The organism is Methylophilus sp., assembly GCF_052437885.1.
Lineage (GTDB): Bacteria > Pseudomonadota > Gammaproteobacteria > Burkholderiales > Methylophilaceae > Methylophilus.
The window spans coordinates 85,262-102,872 of the sequence record NZ_JBQVPB010000007.1 but is presented as its reverse complement, the minus strand read 5'-3'; the positions used below and the strand labels follow the sequence as shown (position 1 = coordinate 102,872).

Here is a 17,611-nt window from a genome sequence, read left to right as displayed (position 1 = left end):
CTATGATTGGTGTTTTGATTATTGCGCATGGCAGTTTCGGCCAGAGCCTGATTGATTGCGCAACCCATGTCATGGGAAATCGCCCGGCCCAGTTGGATTATCTGGAAATATCCAATCACGATGACCCAGCCCTGATATTGCCCAAAGCCGAAGCCCTGGTGAAAACACTGGATAGCGGCCAGGGCGTACTGGTGTTATCGGATATTTATGGCGCCACGCCGTGCAATATAGTCACCCGGCTGCTGACGCCGGATGCGACCGAAGGCGTGGCCGGCGTCAACCTGCCCATGCTGGTGCGCGTGCTCAATTACCGTCATGAAGGCCTGCACGCCTGCATAGACAAAGCCCTGAGCGGTGGCCGCGAAGGGGTGGTCCACTTTACCAAAACAACTTGTCATCACACACAATAACTCCAACATCCTATGGCCAAAATTTCTTTAGAAATCATCAACAAGCTCGGCCTGCATGCGCGCGCCTCAACCAAACTGACACAGACTGCCAGCCAATTTAAAAGCGAAGTCTGGATAGAAAAAAACGGCCGCCGCGTCAATGCCAAAAGCATCATGGGCGTGATGATGCTGGCTGCTGCCAAGGGCAGCATCGTTGAGATCGAAGCCACAGGCGCAGATGAAGAACAGGCGATCACTGCCTTGCAGGCCCTGATCAACAATTATTTCGGCGAGGGTGAATAATTGACCAGTTTCAGCATGCACGGTGTCGGGGTTTCCAGTGGCATTGCTATCGGCCATGCCCACCTGATCTCCCATGCCTTACTCGAAGTCGTCCATTTTAAAGTGCCGGCGACGGCTGTCCCGGTAGAGATCGCACGTTTTGAAAGCGCGATAGCTATCGTCAAGAACAACCTGGAACAGATCAAACAGCAATTGCCGGCCAGCGCACCTGCCGAGCTGAGCGCATTTATCAATACCCACCTGGCCATGCTCAGTGACAAGGCGCTTTCCGAGGCGCCCAAAGCCATTATCCAGAATGAGCGCTGTAATGCGGAGTGGGCGCTCAAGCAACAAATGGACGATATCGTCGCCCAGTTCGAGGCGATCGAAGATCCCTATCTGCGCGAGCGCAAACACGATGTGGTGCAGGTGGTGGAGCGCGTGATCAAGGTGTTGCTAGGCCGCGACCAGCTGGACGCCAGCGAAAAGAAACAGCAGGCCAGACAGGAACGCGCCATGATACTGGTCGCGCATGATGTCTCGCCGGCCGACGCCATCCAGTTCAAGCATCACCAGTTTGCGGCGTTTATCACCGATGTAGGCGGCATCACCTCGCACACCGCCATCCTGGCACGCAGCCTGAATATCCCGTCTATCGTGGCCTTGCAGCGTGCGCGTGACCTGATCAACGATGGCGAGCTGATGATAGTCGATGGCACCCAGGGCGTGGTGATCGTCAACCCTGACCCTGAAGTGCTTTCTGAATACCAGCTCAAGCAGAACCAGTGGCAACTGGCGCAGCAAAAACTGCAACGCATCAAAACCACCAAAGCCGTCACCGTGGATGGCATTGCCATAGACCTGCTGGCCAACATTGAGGTGCCAGAAGATGTGGTCAGCGCCAAGGCTTCGGGTGCAGTGGGCGTAGGCCTGTATCGTACCGAATTCCTGTTTATGAACCGCAGTGAGATGCCGGGCGAGCAGGAGCAGTTTGAAGCCTATAAACACGTTGCCGAAGCCATGAAAGGCCATCCGGTCACTATCCGCACCCTGGATATAGGCGCCGATAAACAATTACATTCTGACGAGATCGTCACCGCGACCAACCCGGCACTGGGCTTGCGCGCCGTACGCTATTGCCTGTCTGAACCGCATATTTTCCATACCCAGTTCAGGGCCTTGTTGCGGGCTTCGCACTACGGCAAGGTCAAGATACTGATCCCCATGCTCTCCACCCTGGCCGAACTGCGGCAGACCAAGCTGCTGTTGCAGCGCGCCAAAGATTCATTGTCGCAGCAGAATATCCCGTTTGATGAGCAGATCAGCCTGGGTGGCATGATAGAGATCCCGGCTGCCGCGATCAACGCCGAGGCGTTCGCGCAGGAGCTGGATTTCATGTCCATAGGTACCAATGACCTGATCCAGTACACCCTGGCGATAGACAGGGCCGATGACACGGTGGCGCATTTGTACAACCCCTTGCATCCGGCCGTATTAAAACTGATCCAGCTGACCATACAGGCGGCGGAAAAGTATGGCAAACCAGTTTCGGTATGCGGCGAGATGGCGGGAGATATCAAGCTGACACGTTTGCTGGTAGGCCTTGGCATGCGGCAACTGTCCATGCATCCCTCGCAGATACTCAGCGTGAAATCACAGATACTGCAATGTGAAGAAGCGATATTGTCCAGACAGGCGAAAAAGATACTGTCACTGAGCGACCTGGAGAAAATCGAACCGCTGATCAGAAAATTCAATGGCGAGTTTGCCTGAGCAGGCCAAAGACATCCGCCCATGGCTTGATTTAACAAAACTCATCACCATCATCAGAATATACAATCACCAAACTGCGAACATTAGGGCCAATGAGCCATCTGACCATTAGCGATATCGCATTTCATTAAAGGACATGTTGTGAGCACGAATCCATTACTCAGTTTTAGCGGCCTGCCAAAATTCAACCAGATACAACCAGAACACGTATCGCCGGCGATAGAGCAGCTGATCAGCGAAGGCCGCGCCCTGGTGGAGCAGCTGGCAACTTCAGGCGAACAGGCCAGCTGGCATAATTTTGTGCAGCCTATAGAAGACTTCTCTGAAAAAATTTCACGCAGCTGGGGGCCGGTAGGCCATATGAACGCGGTGGTGAATACGCCTGAACTGCGTACAGCCTATAACGACAACCTGGCCAAACTGACAGATTTCTACAGCGATCTATCCCAGGATGAACGCCTGTATAACAAATATAAAGCCATACAGGCCAGTGGCGAATTCGCGCAGCTCAGCCCGGCGCAAAAGAAGATCATAGAGAACGAAGTACGTGGTTTCAAACTCGGCGGTGCCGAATTGCCGGCCGCCGAAAAAGCACGCTTCAAGGAGATCGCCGAACAGCTGTCCAAATCCGGCAGCAAGTTTGAAGAAAACATCCTGGATAACACCAACGACTTCAAACACATCGTCGAAAACGCCGCCGAGCTGAACGGCTTGCCCGAAGACGCCTTGCAAGCCGCGGCCGAAGCCGCCAAAGCGGAAGGCAAGACAGGCTACCTGTTCAGCCTGCATTTCCCATCCTATATGCCGGTGATGCAATATTGCGACAATCGCGCGCTGCGCGAAACGCTGTACCGCGCCTACGCCACGCGTGCTTCAGAATTCAGCAAGCCGGAATGGGATAACACACCACTGATCGCCGACCTGCTGAAACTCAAGCGCGAAGAAGCGCAGCTGCTGGGCTTTAAGAATTATGCCGAACTGTCACTGGCCACCAAAATGGCCGACGCACCGCAGCAGGTCACCGACTTTCTGGATACACTGGCAAAACGCGCCCGGCCTTATGCCGAAAAAGACATGGCCGAGCTGAAGGCATATGCCAGCAAACTGGGCTTTAACGAGATGCAAGCATGGGATGTCGGCTATGTCAGCGAAAAACTGCGCCAGGAGAAATACGCTTTCTCCGACCAGGAAGTGAAACAGTATTTCCCCGAAGATAAAGTCAAAGCCGGACTGTTTAAAGTAGTCGAAACCATTTTTGGCGTACAAGTGCGCCAGACAGATGCACCGCTGTGGCACAAAGACGCCAGTTTTTATGAGATCAGCGACCAGCAACGCCAGCCTATCGCTTACTTTTATCTGGACTTGTACGCACGCAATGGCAAACGCGGCGGTGCCTGGATGGACGAATGCATCACCCGTCGTAAAACCGCCAGCGGCATTGAACTGCCAGTGGCTTACCTGACCTGCAATTTCTCGGCGCCGGTGTCTGGCAAACCTGCCCTGTTCACGCATGACGAAGTGATCACCCTGTTCCATGAGTTCGGTCACGGCCTGCACCATATGCTGACGCAAGTGGATGAATACAGTGTCTCCGGCATTAAAGGCGTGGAATGGGATGCCGTGGAATTGCCCAGCCAGTTTATGGAGAATTTCTGCTGGGAGTGGGAAGTGTTGCGCCATATGACTGCGCACGTTGAAAGCGGCGAGCAATTGCCGCGCGCGCTGTTCGATAAAATGGTGGCTGCCAAGAACTTCCAGGCCGGCATGCAAACCGTGCGCCAGATCGAATTCTCGCTGTTCGATATGCGTCTGCACAGCAGTTTTGACCCGGACAGCCAGCAAACGGCACTGGATATACTGGAACAGGTACGTGACGAAGTGGCGGTGTTACGCCCGCCAGCATGGAACCGTTTTCCCAACAGTTTCAGCCATATCTTTGCCGGTGGTTACTCGGCCGGTTATTACAGCTACAAATGGGCCGAAGTGCTGTCTGCCGATGCCTACAGCCTGTTTGAAGAACTGGGCGTACTGTCGGCAGAAGCCGGCAGCCGTTTCAAGAATGAAGTACTGGCGCAAGGCGGTTCACGCCCGGCAATGGAGTCCTTCGTCGCCTTCCGCGGGCGCGAGCCCAGCCTGGATGCCTTGCTCAGACATAATGGCATGGCGAGCTAATTGCTTATATCAAGCCAGGTCACGTACCTAGCTTTTTCACGCCATACACTTAAACGGTTAAATCTCTTGCAAGGATAAAAAATGTCTCGTTTGTATCTATTTGTTTTTCTTGGTCTGCTCATCCCTGGCTTAGCTTACGCCGCCAAAGAAGAAGCGGATGATATACACGCCAAAACAGCCGAAGGTGACGAGGTGGTATTGCACGCCAATGGCTACTGGGAGTTTAAAGATGCCAAAAAAGCCGAAGTGGCCAAGGTCAAGGTAGAACAGTTTGAGCGTAGCAATGGTTGCCCGCTGGGCATGCGGCCCAGCTTTTTAGGTGTCGGGCGCTGTATCGCATTTGACGACCCTATCCTGCGTCGCGGCTCGCTGAAACCGCGCTGATACTATCGCGTTACGCGCTAACTTCTGGCGCCAGCTGGCACTAAAACAGGGCACTTTCTAGTGCCCTGTTTGTTTTTCTTGCTAAGACTTTTGCAATATCGCTACAAATTCGGCCCAAAAAAGACTTTTTTGCACTATCCATACAATATTCAGTCATAGGTACAAGCTTTGCTTAATAACGGTATGCATAACCTGGTGAACCGCCTATGAATACGCCTTCTACGCTTAATTCCTTCCAGTTTGCCCGTCATGGCGATAAACAGAACTCGGCTTTTTTTGAGGAATATCTGCAAAAATTGCTGGAGGAACGTGATCAGCTTGGTTTGACCGATATGATTCAGGAGATCGATGCCCTGATGATCACAGTGGACCCCGACCATTCGATTCAATATATCGCGGAACTGTCGCTGATGACTTCGTATCACTACCTGGTCACCCTGGAGAGTGAGCAGCACTGGACGCATGTGATGCGCATAGACCTGGATTCACCTGACCTGCTGGTGCGTGAGGTCAAAGACCCCAACTTTCGCGGCATTTTCCGCTCCCTGAATGAAATCTACCCGGTAGGTGCACGCAAACCCAACAGCCGTTATATGGGCGAGATCATACGTGTGACCAATATGCATGAGGTGGTCAAACTGCAGGAGGAGCGCGAGTTCCGTTTTTTTACCCAGGACGAAGTGCGCAAGCTGGAATTGCCAGGCAATGTCGCCATCAGCAAACCTTCGCCCTATACCCACAACATCATCGGTTACATGAAGCGCGAGCCGGGGGAGCTGCGTGTGTATGCGCTGGGCATCAGCACCATACGTGCGGATGTACACGCCGCTTACAATGAAGCCAAGAACCTGCAGGCGAAACTGCGCATTGATGATCTGATCCTGCCGGTAGACCACCTGGCCACCCGGGTGTATAGCCAGAACCGCGAAGTGGCCATCCTCGAGTATCTATCCTGGTCCAGCTATTACTTCTGGGGGGCTTACAATATCTGGGACCAGAACTCCTCGACCAATGTGACCAAGAGCGTGCATGGCTTTTCTGAAACCAGAAGCCCGGCCAAGGTGTTTACTGCCAACAATACGCCCTACTTCGTCAACCATCTGGAAAAGCTGCCTTCGCCCACCGAGACCTTTGTGCGCAACTATGGCCCGCGTTTGCATCATGTCGCCCTGTCGGTCAAAGATGGCTCGCGTGACGGCATGGAAAATATCGAGTTTGTGGTGAATGCGATCGCCGCCCAGGGCAAAGGCTTTTTGCTGGATGTGATAGGTTCCAAGGAGGAAGGCCTCAAGCAGATATTCTCCAACGCCTCTGAACACTCGTCGCTGATCATTGAATACGTGCAACGCTATAACGGCTTTAACGGCTTCTTCACGCGTGACAATGTCGCCAAACTGACCGAAGCGGCGGGTGTGGAAGAAGGCGTGCTGGAGGCACAGGCCAAACTCAGCCACGCCGGGCAAAAATAACCGAAAATAAACTGGTGGGTGGCGGCTGCTTTATACTATGTGCCACACAACCAAGGCGTGATGGCAATGCAATCTGAGCACAATTTCTGGCACCAGCGCTGGCAAAACCAGCAGATCGGTTTTCACCTGCAGTCAGTCAACCCGCTGTTAGCCGCACATTTTCGGGCGTTGGCACTCAAGGCAGGTCAACGTATCTTTATCCCCTTGTGCGGCAAAACGCTGGATATACACTGGCTGCTGGCGCAAGGCATACACGTGGTCGGCGCCGAGTTGAACCAGCTGGCGGTAGATGCATTATTTGCCGAGTTAGGGCTAACACCGACCATCACCCAGTCAGGTGCGCTACGGCATTATTCTGCGGTTGATCCACAGGCAGTCAAAATTGATATCTTCCAGGGCGATTTTTTTGCGCTAGACCAAGCCTTGCTCGGTCAGGTAGATGCGATTTATGACAGGGCTGCACTTATCGCATTGCCAGCAGACTTGCGCGTTACCTATAGCAACCACCTGCTCAATATCACCAACAGCGCTCCACAGTTATTGATCAGCTTTCATTACGACCAATCTTTGCTGCCAGGACCACCATTCAATGTCAGCGCTGATGAAATCAGCGCCCATTATGGGGAGAGCTACAGTATCAGCCTGTTGGCAGATGAGCGATTGCCTACCGGTTTAAAAGGGCAATATCCGGCCGAAGAGAAGCTTTGGTTATTAAACCCAACTAAATAACGCAGCCTGCCAGCGATGGATGGTTTTGCAGCCAATGTTCTAAACTGTCCACGACTTGATGCGCATTCGTGCGTACCAGATCGCTGGGCTGCCTCAAGTCCGGCACCACCACCACGCGCAAGCCGGCGGCGATCGCCGCCTGCGCGCCCAGTTCGCTATCCTCGAACGCGATACACTCATGGGCTTGCAAGCCCAGCTTGTGCAAAGCCAGCAGATAAATATCCGGGTTGGGTTTGCCGCGGCTGACCTCCTGCCCGCTGGTGACATGGCTAAAATAATCCAGCACGCCGGTGTGGCTCAAGCGATGCGTGATATGCGGGGTGGGCGATGACGACGCCACACTGCAGATGATGCCTTGCGACTGATAAAACTGCAGTAACTTGTGCGCGCCCGGCTTGAGCGGAAACACATGGTTGCAGGCATCCAGATAGGTGTTCAGACCCTGCATCACATGCTGAAAGTTTTCTTCGCTGCCCAGTTGCTGGGTCATCAGGCGCGTGGAATCGGCCCATACCCGACCGACCAGCTCTACATATTCTGCCTGCGTGTAGGTGATGCCTATGCTGGCGGCAGCCTGTATGCAGCCTTGCATGATGATGCGTTCGGAATCGATCAACAGACCGTCCATATCGAAAATAGCTGCTTTAATCACTTCAACTTCTCGGCAGGTCAGAAAAAAGAGAGAGACCGCTATTTTAACGCGATTGCCTGCCTGGCTATGCCGCTATCACTAAAAAACAGACTAAATAACAACAACTTGCTTTTTGCAGGCGCAAAAAAGAGCCGCAAGCTATCTGTGTAAAACAAGCTTGGCTAATATAAACCCGGCATGCGCCAGTGCGTACTGCCCATGTTATGCCCAGTCCTGTGATGAAAAGTCCTGCCATGAAAACTTGCCGCGCGCATTTGCGCCGCAAGCCGATAACAATGCACTTTCAAGGAGCCTCAAATGGATAAAGCCAAGCTATATACCCTGCGATGGTCAGCCATGCAGATCGCCAGACTCTCCGCCGACCCTAAAGTCGATGCGCTGGCCCTGAGCCAGATTGAAATCATTTCACAGTTATTAGGAGAGCCGATACCGCAGGAATTTGCACCGCCCGAACCTGACCGCCCTAGCCAGCAGCCGGATGCAAAAACAGCAGAGGGAGGATCAGCCGAAAAAAAGCGTTATCCGCCAGGCGAAAAAAAGCTGTGGTACCCGGAGGCACTGATACGCACTGATATACGCCGTGCCGCCAAGGGTGAATACCCAAGGGGCTACCCTTACGGCGCGATCGTGCACTTTACCGCCGGCCAATACAGCAAGGGCCTGCAGAATGCCATTGACGCCATCTCCGGCAGCAACTATTTCTTTTGCAGCATAGGCACGGATGGCAAGTTTGTGCAGGCCAACCCGCTCAACCAGTGGGGCAACCATGCCGGCGTAAGCGCATGGATGATAGCCGGTGAAAAACGCAGCAGCGTTTCCAACTTTCTGGTCGGTATCGAAATCACTAATCCTGGCAGGCTGGAAGCGCATCAGGGCAAGTATTACACCCATTGGGACAAAGACCGCAAACAACCGCTGGACGCGGATAAGGTGCGCGTGATCGCCCAGAACCGCGACAATATTTTGGCCGGTGCCTATTTACCTTACACAAGCGCCCAGGAACAAAGCCTGATCGAATTCCTGCTATGGGCAAAAGCGAATAACCCTGAGGTGTTCGACTTTGATTATGTGCTGGGTCATGATGAAGTGGCTGGCCCAAAAGGCATAGGCCACTGGCGTAAAAATGACCCTGGTGGCGCCTTGTCCATGACCATGACAGAATTTAGAAAGCTATTGAAGGAGGAGTATAAAAAACGTTATGGCTGACTGTGCGGTGTCATTTCAACCAGCACTCAGGTCAGCGCATATTCCAGCGGCGTGACGGTGACACTGACGTCGAGTTGTTGCTGTCCGCCACCCAGCACCACGCCGCGCATAGGCGAAACATCGCCAAAGTCGCGGCCCCAGGCCACCGTGATATGTTCGTGCTGCACCAGGCAATTATTGGTCGGGTCAAAATCGACCCAGCCGTACACCGGGCAATACACCGAGACCCAGGCATGCGAAGCATCGGCGCCCACCAGGCGTGGCTGGCCTGCGGGTGGATGCGTCAGTATGTAACCACTGACATAGCGGCAAGCCAGCCCTAGTGAACGCATGGCACCTATCATCAGGTGGGCGAAATCCTGGCAGACACCGCGCTTGCCTTTCAGCACCTCATCCAGCGGCGTGGCGACATCAGTCGCTTGCGGGTCGAATTCAAACTCCTGGTAGATCTGTTGCGTCAGTGCCATGGCCGCTTCAAGCAATGGCCGCTGTGCAGTGAAACTGTGCCGCGCAAAATCGGCCAGCGCCTCGCTGCCTTTTACCTTGACTGTGGAATACAGATAGCGCATGGCCTCTATATGCTGGCTGCTTTGCGACTGCAAGGTGGTTTGCACCTGTTCCCAGGCCGGGCTTTGCGTGAATGCCGCCATGGTCGGGCGTGGCAGCACATCCACCTGAAAACGCGAAGTGACTTGCAATGACTGGTGCGGGGTCAGCAGTGTCACATAATCGTTATGGTTACCAAAAAAATCCAGGCGGCGCGATTGCTCGGCCGGTTGCGGCTCACACACCAGGGTGTAAGAAACACTTTGCTGATAAGGCGTTTCGCGCGGCATCATATGCAACAGCTGCTGTGACTGTATCACCGGGATATCATAGCTATAAATGGTGCGGTGTTCGACTTGATAGCGCATGTTTGTCTCTTAATAGCCCGGCGTCGCATGCGGACTGGTATAGCTGAAAAAACGCAGATTCAACCGGTCCGACAACGACTGCGTGACGTGATAGGTGCGATTGAGCCAACCGGCCAGCGTGAGGTCGGCGGCGTGGAAACACTGGTCAGCATCCAGCTGGAGCAAGGCTTGCCAGCAATCGCGCAGTTCACCGGCAATGCCGCCGGCATTATCCTGGGCGTCCATTTCTTCCAGGTATTTCAGCAAGCCCCTGATCTGGAACACGATGGCGTTCGGGTTGTTCTCATCCATCAATAACAGATCCAGCACCGGCAACCATTCCGGCTGCGCCGCGTAACGGGCACGATAAGTCACCAGGTTATTGGTCACCTGCAGCAACCACTCCAGGTTACTCTGCTCGGGCATGTTCAAGGCGCGGCTGAGCAACACGCACATGAATTGCAGGCGCTCGATGCGGCGACCCAGGGACATAAAACGCCAGCCCAGGTCGCGCGTCATCCAGTCCATGGCAAAGCCGGTCAGGGTGACAAAATGATTGATCGCCAGCTCGATCGCCGCCATGGCATCTTGCAGGCTGGGCTGCGGATGACGGGTGATGAACTGGCGCGACAGCGTATTCACCGTGCGCCAGTGATCGTTGGAGATACGCTCGCGCAGATTGAACGCCTGCTGGAACAACTGTTGCACGCTGGTCGCCAGGCTGGCGGATTGCTGCGAGAACACCGCTTCTATCAGCAAAGGTGCGATGTCGTCATCTGTCCATGGTTGCCACGCTGCCAGGGCTTGCTCGTCTTTAGCGGTGGGCAATAGATCGAACCACTGACACAAACCCTGCATGGTGGCCCACTCACCGGCGCGGGTGTCAGGCGTGTATTCCACCAGAGCGCGTATGGTCGCCCGCAACATGATGGCTTTTTGCAGGTTGCGCACACAGTAGCGGCCATACCAGAACAGATTTTCTGCCATGCGGCTGGAAAGATAGGTGTTCTCGCGCACCAGGTCACGGCTGGAATTGGTTTTACGCAACAGGCTGACTGGTGGCTGGTTGTGGTGCGACAACACCCAGGTATCTTTGCTGGTGCCGCCGCGCTGCATGGTGACTTCACGCGCATCTTTACCACTGGCCACGCGTGCCAGGCCGCCGGGCATGATGGCATAACCGTTGGGCGTGGCAAATGCGTACACCCTTAAACTCACCGCCAGCGAACTAATCTGCGCTTGCTGGTGATCGACCAGCACCGGCGCATGCGAAATATCCAGTCGTTCCTGCGCGATATAGTGGTCAGGTTGCGCGCGCAACCTGGCGATCAATGACTGTTTTTGTTCGGGGTTTAAATCTTCACCAAACAGCGGTGACGATTGCACCTGCGGATATGCCGGGTGTATGACCAGATAATCCAGGTTATTAATCACATATTCCAGCGCCGCAGGCTCGCCGCACCACCAGGTAGCAACGGAAGGCATGCGTAATTCTTCGCCCAGTAGCGAGTGGCAGAGCTTGGGTAAAAAACCGAGCAAAGCACCCGATTGCAGCAGATTGGAACCCAGGGCATTGGCGATCATGACATTGCCCAGCCTTGCCACCTGCGCCAGACCCGCCACGCCCAGCAGCGATTCGGCATTCAGCTCCAGCGGGTCACAATAATCATCATCAATGCGGCGCCAGATGGCATGTATAGGCTTGAGCCCGGCCACTGTTTTTAACCAGACCACGCCATTCCTGACGGTGAGGTCGCTGCCTTGCACCAGCGGATAACCCAGGTAACCAGCCAGGAATGACTGTTCGTGGTAGGTCTCGTTGTATGGCCCAGGCGTCAGAATCACCACCAGCGGCGGCTCTCCGGCGCCCAAAGGCGTGATCTCGGGCACGGTGAGCGCCTGGTTCTCCGCCACCCTGTGCCCCCAGTACGCCAGGCTGTCACGCATGCTGGCAAAAAAACCGCTCAGGCGCTCTATATTCAGGTCGCGGAACAGTTCGGGGAAAGCGCCAGAGATAATGGTGCGGTTCTCCAGCGCATAGCCGGCCCCGGTGGGCGCCTGCGTGCGGTCAGCCACCACCCACCACTGGCCGTTGGGTGCCCGGGCGATATCAGCGGCATAACTATGCAGGGCGATGTTGTCGTAATGCGGGATACCGACACAGGTCGGTAAAAAGCCGCTGTGGCCATAAACCAGCGCCGGCGGCAGTTGCCCGCTTTCCAGCAGGCGCTGCTCGCCATAGACATCCAGCAATACCTTATTCAGCAGGGTGGCACGTTGCGCGACTGAAGCGGCGATATGCTGCCATTCATCCTGGTCTATGATCAGCGGCAGCACATCCAGGTCCCACGGTCTTTGCACGCCATGGGTATCGGCATAGACGTTATAGGTCACGCCATTGTCACGCACCTGGCGCTGCACCGCCTCCTGTCGCTGGCGCATCGCGGTGGGCGCTTCTGACTCCAGCTGCGCCACCAGCGCCTGCCAGTGCGGGCGCAACTGGCCATTGCTATCCAGCAGCTCGTTGTAGCGGTCAGTAAAATACAGCTGGTTAAGCACTGTTTGCATGCTGATGATCTATATAAAAAATCCAGTTATAAAAAATCCGGTTAAAGCGTGAGACTCAACTACTCATCATAGAGGACATTGTCGCATACTAGGTTCCTAACTGGCCTGCCAGCGCAGGTCCAGCGTGAACGGAAACCGTGGGTTAGCTGCTTCCTTGACGATAGCTATAGTGCCTGGCGTATGCCCGTGCGCCCAGAAACGCGCATAACGCCGCGCTTCGGCTTCATTGGCATTGACCGGGAAACTATCGTAATTGCGGCCGCCAGGGTGCGCGACATGATAAGTGCAGCCACCGAGTGACTGCTGGTTCCAGGTATCTACCAGGTCAAACACCAATGGCGCCTGCACTTCTATGGTCGGGTGCAACGCCGACCAGGGATGCCAGGCGCGAAAGCGCACCCCGGCGACATATTCACCGGCCACGCCGGTGGCTTGCAAGGGCAAGGGCCGGCCATTGCAGGTGACCGTATAACGGCCTTCTGTCAGGCCGCGCACGCGTAACTGCATGCGTTCGACGGAAGAATCCACATAGCGCGCCGTGCCCCCGGCAGAGACTTCTTCACCTAATACGTTCCACGGTTCTATCGCTTGCCGCAACTCCATTTCAATGCCGTGATAGGCCACCGTGCCATAGCGCGGAAAGCGGAACTCGATAAACGGCTCAAACCAGCGCTGCTCGAAGGCATAACCGGCTGCACGCAGATCATTCACCACATCTGCCATATCCTGCGCGATAAATTGCGGCAGCATCCAGCGGTCATGTAACTCTGTGCCCCAATGCACCAGCTTGCCGGTGTAAGGCTGCTTCCAGAAACGCGCTACCAGCGCACGCAGCAACAGGCTCTGCAGCAGACTCATCCTGGCATGGGGTGGCATTTCAAAAGCGCGGAACTCTACCAGCCCCAGTCGCCCGGTCGGGCCATCGGGTGAATACAGTTTATCAATGGAAAACTCGGCGCGGTGCGTATTGCCAGTCAGATCGACCAGCAAATGTCGCAACAGCCTGTCCACCAGCCAGGGCTGCTTGCTTTCCTTGCCCGGCGTCAGCACTTTTTCCATTTGCTGGAAGGCGATAGCCAGTTCATACAGGTTGTCGTCACGCGCCTCATCCACACGCGGGGCCTGGCTGGTGGGGCCGATAAACGTCCCCGAGAACAGATAGGACAACGCCGGATGATGTTGCCAGTAAGTGATCAGGCTGCGCAGCACATCAGGACGGCGTAACAAAGGGCTATCCGCTGCGGTTTCGCCACCCAGGGTGACGTGATTGCCGCCCCCGGTGCCGGTGTGACGGCCATCCAGCATGAATTTTTCGGTGCCCAGCCGGCATAGCCGCGCCTGCTCATACAGCATGCTGACATTGCTCACCAGGTCCTGCCAGCTGCGCGAAGGATGGATATTCACTTCTATCACACCCGGGTCCGGCGTCACACTCAGCAGCCTGAGCCGGCTATCACGTGGCGGTGTGTAGCCCTCCAGCCACAATTTGAGTTTCAGGTCGCTGGCGGTCTGCTCCAGCGCATTCAACAGATCCAGATAGTCCTCAAGGCGAGTGACAGGCGGCATAAACACATATAGCCTGCCCTTGCGCACCTGCACACACAAGGCGGTGTGTATCACCTCACGCGCCGAGGGCTGTGCGGTTTTATGTTTGAGGCGCACCACAGGCGCCGAGCTTTCGCCCAGGGCAGCGGTTTGCGCAAACGGGTCCAGCGGGAAATCAGGTTCGACATCAGCAGGCAGTTGCCAGGGCAGCGATGCCAGTGGCAGGCGCAGACCCATGGGCGAATCCCCCGCCAGCAGGTACAGATGCTCGCGGCGTAACGGCCATTTACTGGTCAGCCATGCGCCGGCCTTGCGCTTTTCGTCCGGCTTGAGCGGCATGATAAAACCCACCACCGTGCCCAGACCCTGATTCAACGCTTGCGCCAGGCGCTTGCGCTCGGCGCTGTCAGTCAGATCCACTTGCAGCGGGTCCAGGTTGTCGGGTAACTGCTGCTCTTGCAGGGTGAGCGCCAGCGCATCTTCATAAGCCGGGATCACACAGGCTTGCGGAAAGCCCAGCATATCCGCCAGGTGATTGGTGTATGCCTGTGCCTGCACCAGCGTGTAGCCATCATCCACCCCTTCGGCAGAAAACAGGCTGGCATCGTGCCAGACAGGTTTGCCATCCGGGCGCCAATAGATATTGATAGCCCATCTTGGCAAGGCCTCTCCGGGATACCACTTGCCCTGGCCGTAATGCAAAAAGCCATGCGCAGCCACCTGCGATTTCAGGCGCAATGCCAGCTTGCCGGCCAGCTCGCGTTTATGCTCGCCCAGCGCCAGCGTGTTCCATTGCGCGCCATCCATATCATCAATAGACACAAAGGTGGGTTCGCCGCCATGCGTCAGGCGCACATCCATAGCCAGCAGTTGCTCGTCGACCTCGTCACCGAGTTTGACGATGGCCTGCCAGTCTGGCTCGCTATAAGGCATGGTCACACGCGGGTCTTCATGTATGCGTGTCACTGTCATTTCATGCCTGAAGGTGACCTCAGCGACATCGGTGTAACCCACCACCGGCGCGGCGGATGAGGGCAGCGCAGTACAGGCCAGCGGGATATGGCCCTCGCCCGCCATCAGGCCTGAAGTCGGGTCCAGCCCTACCCAGCCCGCACCCGGGATAAAGACCTCGGTCCAGGCATGCAGATCGGTAAAATCCTTATCCGTCCCACTAGGGCCATCCAGCGCTGCCACATCGGCTTTCAGCTGGATCAGGTAGCCGGAGACAAAGCGTGCTGCCAGCCCCAGATGGCGCATGATCTGCACCAGCAACCAGGCGGTGTCACGGCACGAGCCTGTCAGCTTTTGCAGGGTTTCTTCCGGCGTTTGAATGCCGGGCTCCAGGCGCACCGTGTAGCCTATGCCGTTTTGCAGGCACTGGTTCACACCCATCAGGAAATCAACGATGCCCATGCCCGGCCTGATCACCTGGCTGCGTATCTTTTCTATCCAGTTTTGCAGTAACAGGCCTGGCACATCCGGCTGCAGATAGGCGGTCAGCTCGAATGCCTGCTGTTCGGTGTAATTGAATGGATATTGCTCGGCATATTTCTCGACAAAAAAATCAAACGGATTGATGACGGTCATATCCGCCACCAAATCGACCGTAAAATCGAGTTCGCGCACCATTTCGGGGAATACACAACGCGCGATATAGTTACCGTAAGGGTCTTGCTGCCAGTTGATAAAGTGCTGCTCTGGGGTCACCGTCAGTGAATAGGCCAGTACTGGCGTGCGCGCATGCGCGGCTGGCTTCAGGCGGACTTCGTGAGGAGAAAGATTGACCAGGCGGTCAAAGGTATAACTGGTGCGGTGATGTAGCGCCACGCGAATTGCCACTGCGACCCCTCTGTGTATGATTGTTTTAAGCAGTGAGATGCAGGAAATATGCCAGTTGTCGTTGGCGATCAGGCAACACTCAGAAGTGGGGCCATTGCAATAGAAATAAAAAACGCGGCAAACTGATTAAAATTCGCCGCGTTCGGGGTCAGACTAACAAAAAAACAGTTGGCTGCTTACTTGTTTGTTATTTACTGCCTACAAGGTTTTTCACCGCGCTGACCACATCACCAGGCAGCACCACGATCTTGCTGTTGTTCGAACCACTGATCTTTTGCAGCGCCTGAATATAGCGGTCGCCCAGCAAAAAGGTCGCTGAAGTATTGTTTTCTTTGACCACTTCAGAAATCATCTTGATCGATTCTGCGGAGGCATTGGCTGCCACCATCTGCGCTTCTGCATCTTTACGCGCTGCTTCCAGGCGTGCTTCCGCGTTGAGGATCAGCGATTGTTTCTCGCCCTCGGCACGCGTGACCACGGCCACACGTTCACGCTCGGCACTGGCTTGCTGTTCCATCGCGTGCTGCATATTGGCTGAAGGCTTGATATCCTGGATCTCTACACTTTTTACCGTCAGGCCCCAATCTAGGGCTTCGTCGGCGATGGCGATCTTGAGTTCAGTCTTGATGCGGTCGCGCGAGGTGAGGGCATGATTCAGATCCATGCCGCCTATAATAGAACGCAGATTGGTTTGCACCATATTGCGCATCGCTTCCCTGAAGTTTTCAATGCCATACACCGCGCGTTCAATATTGGAAACCTTGATAAAAGCCACCGCATTGGCGAGGATCACTGCATTATCGCGGGTGATCACTTCCTGTTCGGGGATATCCAGGATGATGTCCTTGGTGGTGACCTTGTAGCTGACCCGGCTCAATACCGGATTGATCACATGCAAACCGGGGCTGATGATGCCGGCAAATTTACCCAGACGCTCAACCACCCATTCTTCACCTTGCGGCACGATACGAACACCTTTGACGATGGCAATGATTGCCAGTATCAACACGATGATGCTGATTTCCATGTGTACTCCTTCAATTAACAATGTTTGAGCCGCATATGACCAGGCGACTCGTGAAAAAACTCAACTCGTAAAAACTCAACTCGTAAAAACTTTAGGTGGCGCGCTGTTAAACCGGCGCCACGCGTAAGCTGTTGCCTTCCACCGCCACTATTCTGGCGGCTTGATCGATGGCGATCTCAACATCCGCCACTGCTGACCATTCCTTGCTGCCCATCACGCCCTGGCTAAAGCGGATCAGACCGGGCTGGGCCGGGCTGACGGCCTGTACGATAGTGCCCTGCCGGCCTATCTCCTCACCCTGCGCCTGCCCTACCCGCGGCGTCGGCTGGGTTTTTTCGCGCTTGCGCCAGATGGCTACCGCCAGCACTGAAAAGATCGCGTAAATAAATATCTGCCACGCCGGACTGAATGCAGGTAACAACCAGGCCAGCAAGGCCATTGCCAGCGCGGCCATGCCTGGCCACAACAGATACATAGTGCCGGACAGCATCTCCAGGCACAGTAAGATCAGGCCCAGGCCACACCATATCCACATCATATCCATGTCAAATACCCCCACTTCATGCACCCAGGTTAACAATACAGTGTGGCATATTAGCATTGTCTGCCAGTTGCAGATATGACAGCCGTTATCTGCTTTACATAGTTTGAGCGATAGAATCTGCGGCAAAGGCCGGCACAGG

14 protein-coding genes are annotated in these 17,611 nt (G+C 55.1%); 8 read left to right on the top strand and 6 right to left on the bottom strand.

Annotated features, from left to right (window positions below; all coding sequences use genetic code 11):
- The first annotated feature begins 2 nt into the window (after positions 1-2).
- The 7 genes from ACT6RZ_RS09205 (at position 3) to tmpT (ending at position 7,198) form a co-directional block, all read left to right on the top strand.
- Positions 3-410, top strand: coding sequence for a PTS sugar transporter subunit IIA (locus ACT6RZ_RS09205; protein WP_379033058.1), 408 nt, complete (start codon positions 3-5; stop codon positions 408-410).
- Positions 411-422: 12 nt separating this feature from the next.
- Positions 423-692 carry an HPr family phosphocarrier protein gene (locus ACT6RZ_RS09200; protein ID WP_055830364.1) on the top strand — a complete coding sequence of 90 codons (270 nt, stop codon included), beginning with the start codon at positions 423-425 and terminating at the stop codon, positions 690-692.
- Positions 693-2,444, top strand: coding sequence for a phosphoenolpyruvate--protein phosphotransferase (ptsP, locus tag ACT6RZ_RS09195; RefSeq protein WP_444701822.1), 1,752 nt, complete (start codon positions 693-695; stop codon positions 2,442-2,444).
- Between the two features lie 141 nt (positions 2,445-2,585).
- A complete protein-coding gene (locus ACT6RZ_RS09190) occupies positions 2,586-4,616 on the top strand; it encodes a M3 family metallopeptidase (protein WP_444701821.1) in 2,031 nt (676 codons plus the stop codon).
- Positions 4,617-4,697: 81 nt separating this feature from the next.
- Positions 4,698-5,000, top strand: a complete 303-nt coding sequence (locus ACT6RZ_RS09185) for a hypothetical protein (protein ID WP_444701820.1) — start codon at positions 4,698-4,700, stop codon at positions 4,998-5,000.
- A 206-nt stretch (positions 5,001-5,206) separates the two neighbouring features.
- A complete protein-coding gene (locus tag ACT6RZ_RS09180) occupies positions 5,207-6,469 on the top strand; it encodes a hypothetical protein (protein ID WP_444701819.1) in 1,263 nt (420 codons plus the stop codon).
- Between the two features lie 60 nt (positions 6,470-6,529).
- Complete coding sequence (gene tmpT, locus ACT6RZ_RS09175) at positions 6,530-7,198, top strand: thiopurine S-methyltransferase (RefSeq protein ID WP_444701818.1); 669 nt, start codon at positions 6,530-6,532, stop codon at positions 7,196-7,198.
- Here tmpT and ACT6RZ_RS09170 read toward each other — a convergent pair.
- Positions 7,191-7,850: an HAD family hydrolase gene (locus ACT6RZ_RS09170; protein WP_444701817.1), complete on the bottom strand. Its 660-nt coding sequence runs from the start codon at positions 7,848-7,850 to the stop codon at positions 7,191-7,193. The two genes, tmpT and ACT6RZ_RS09170, sit on opposite strands and share 8 nt — an antisense overlap.
- Positions 7,851-8,147: 297 nt before the next feature.
- Between ACT6RZ_RS09170 and ACT6RZ_RS09165 the strand changes: the two genes are divergently transcribed.
- On the top strand, positions 8,148-9,056 hold the full coding sequence (locus ACT6RZ_RS09165) for an N-acetylmuramoyl-L-alanine amidase (RefSeq protein WP_444701816.1): 909 nt from the start codon (positions 8,148-8,150) through the stop codon (positions 9,054-9,056).
- A 26-nt stretch (positions 9,057-9,082) separates the two neighbouring features.
- Here ACT6RZ_RS09165 and ACT6RZ_RS09160 read toward each other — a convergent pair whose 3' ends face one another.
- The 5 genes from ACT6RZ_RS09160 to ACT6RZ_RS09140 all read right to left on the bottom strand — a co-directional run bounded on the left by ACT6RZ_RS09160 (position 9,083) and on the right by ACT6RZ_RS09140 (position 17,508).
- On the bottom strand, positions 9,083-9,970 hold the full coding sequence (locus ACT6RZ_RS09160; RefSeq protein WP_444701815.1) for a transglutaminase family protein: 888 nt from the start codon (positions 9,968-9,970) through the stop codon (positions 9,083-9,085).
- A gap of 9 nt (positions 9,971-9,979) precedes the next feature.
- Positions 9,980-12,517: a circularly permuted type 2 ATP-grasp protein gene (locus tag ACT6RZ_RS09155; protein WP_444701814.1), complete on the bottom strand. Its 2,538-nt coding sequence runs from the start codon at positions 12,515-12,517 to the stop codon at positions 9,980-9,982.
- 96 nt (positions 12,518-12,613) lie between these two features.
- Positions 12,614-15,901 carry a transglutaminase family protein gene (locus tag ACT6RZ_RS09150; protein ID WP_444701813.1) on the bottom strand — a complete coding sequence of 1,096 codons (3,288 nt, stop codon included), beginning with the start codon at positions 15,899-15,901 and terminating at the stop codon, positions 12,614-12,616.
- Positions 15,902-16,088: 187 nt separating this feature from the next.
- Positions 16,089-16,928, bottom strand: coding sequence for an SPFH domain-containing protein (locus ACT6RZ_RS09145; RefSeq protein WP_444701812.1), 840 nt, complete (start codon positions 16,926-16,928; stop codon positions 16,089-16,091).
- A gap of 106 nt (positions 16,929-17,034) precedes the next feature.
- Positions 17,035-17,508, bottom strand: a complete 474-nt coding sequence (locus ACT6RZ_RS09140; protein WP_444701811.1) for an NfeD family protein — start codon at positions 17,506-17,508, stop codon at positions 17,035-17,037.
- Positions 17,509-17,611 lie beyond the last annotated feature (103 nt).

Coding starts and splice junctions, on each gene's coding strand:
- ACT6RZ_RS09205 (WP_379033058.1), top strand. CDS start 3: ATGATTGGTGTTTTGATTATTGCGCATGGCAGTTTCGGCCAGAGCCTG.
- ACT6RZ_RS09200 (WP_055830364.1), top strand. CDS start 423: ATGGCCAAAATTTCTTTAGAAATCATCAACAAGCTCGGCCTGCATGCG.
- ACT6RZ_RS09185 (WP_444701820.1), top strand. CDS start 4,698: ATGTCTCGTTTGTATCTATTTGTTTTTCTTGGTCTGCTCATCCCTGGC.
- ACT6RZ_RS09180 (WP_444701819.1), top strand. CDS start 5,207: ATGAATACGCCTTCTACGCTTAATTCCTTCCAGTTTGCCCGTCATGGC.
- tmpT (WP_444701818.1), top strand. CDS start 6,530: ATGGCAATGCAATCTGAGCACAATTTCTGGCACCAGCGCTGGCAAAAC.
- ACT6RZ_RS09165 (WP_444701816.1), top strand. CDS start 8,148: ATGGATAAAGCCAAGCTATATACCCTGCGATGGTCAGCCATGCAGATC.
- ACT6RZ_RS09160 (WP_444701815.1), bottom strand. CDS start 9,970: ATGCGCTATCAAGTCGAACACCGCACCATTTATAGCTATGATATCCCG.
- ACT6RZ_RS09155 (WP_444701814.1), bottom strand. CDS start 12,517: ATGCAAACAGTGCTTAACCAGCTGTATTTTACTGACCGCTACAACGAG.
- ACT6RZ_RS09145 (WP_444701812.1), bottom strand. CDS start 16,928: ATGGAAATCAGCATCATCGTGTTGATACTGGCAATCATTGCCATCGTC.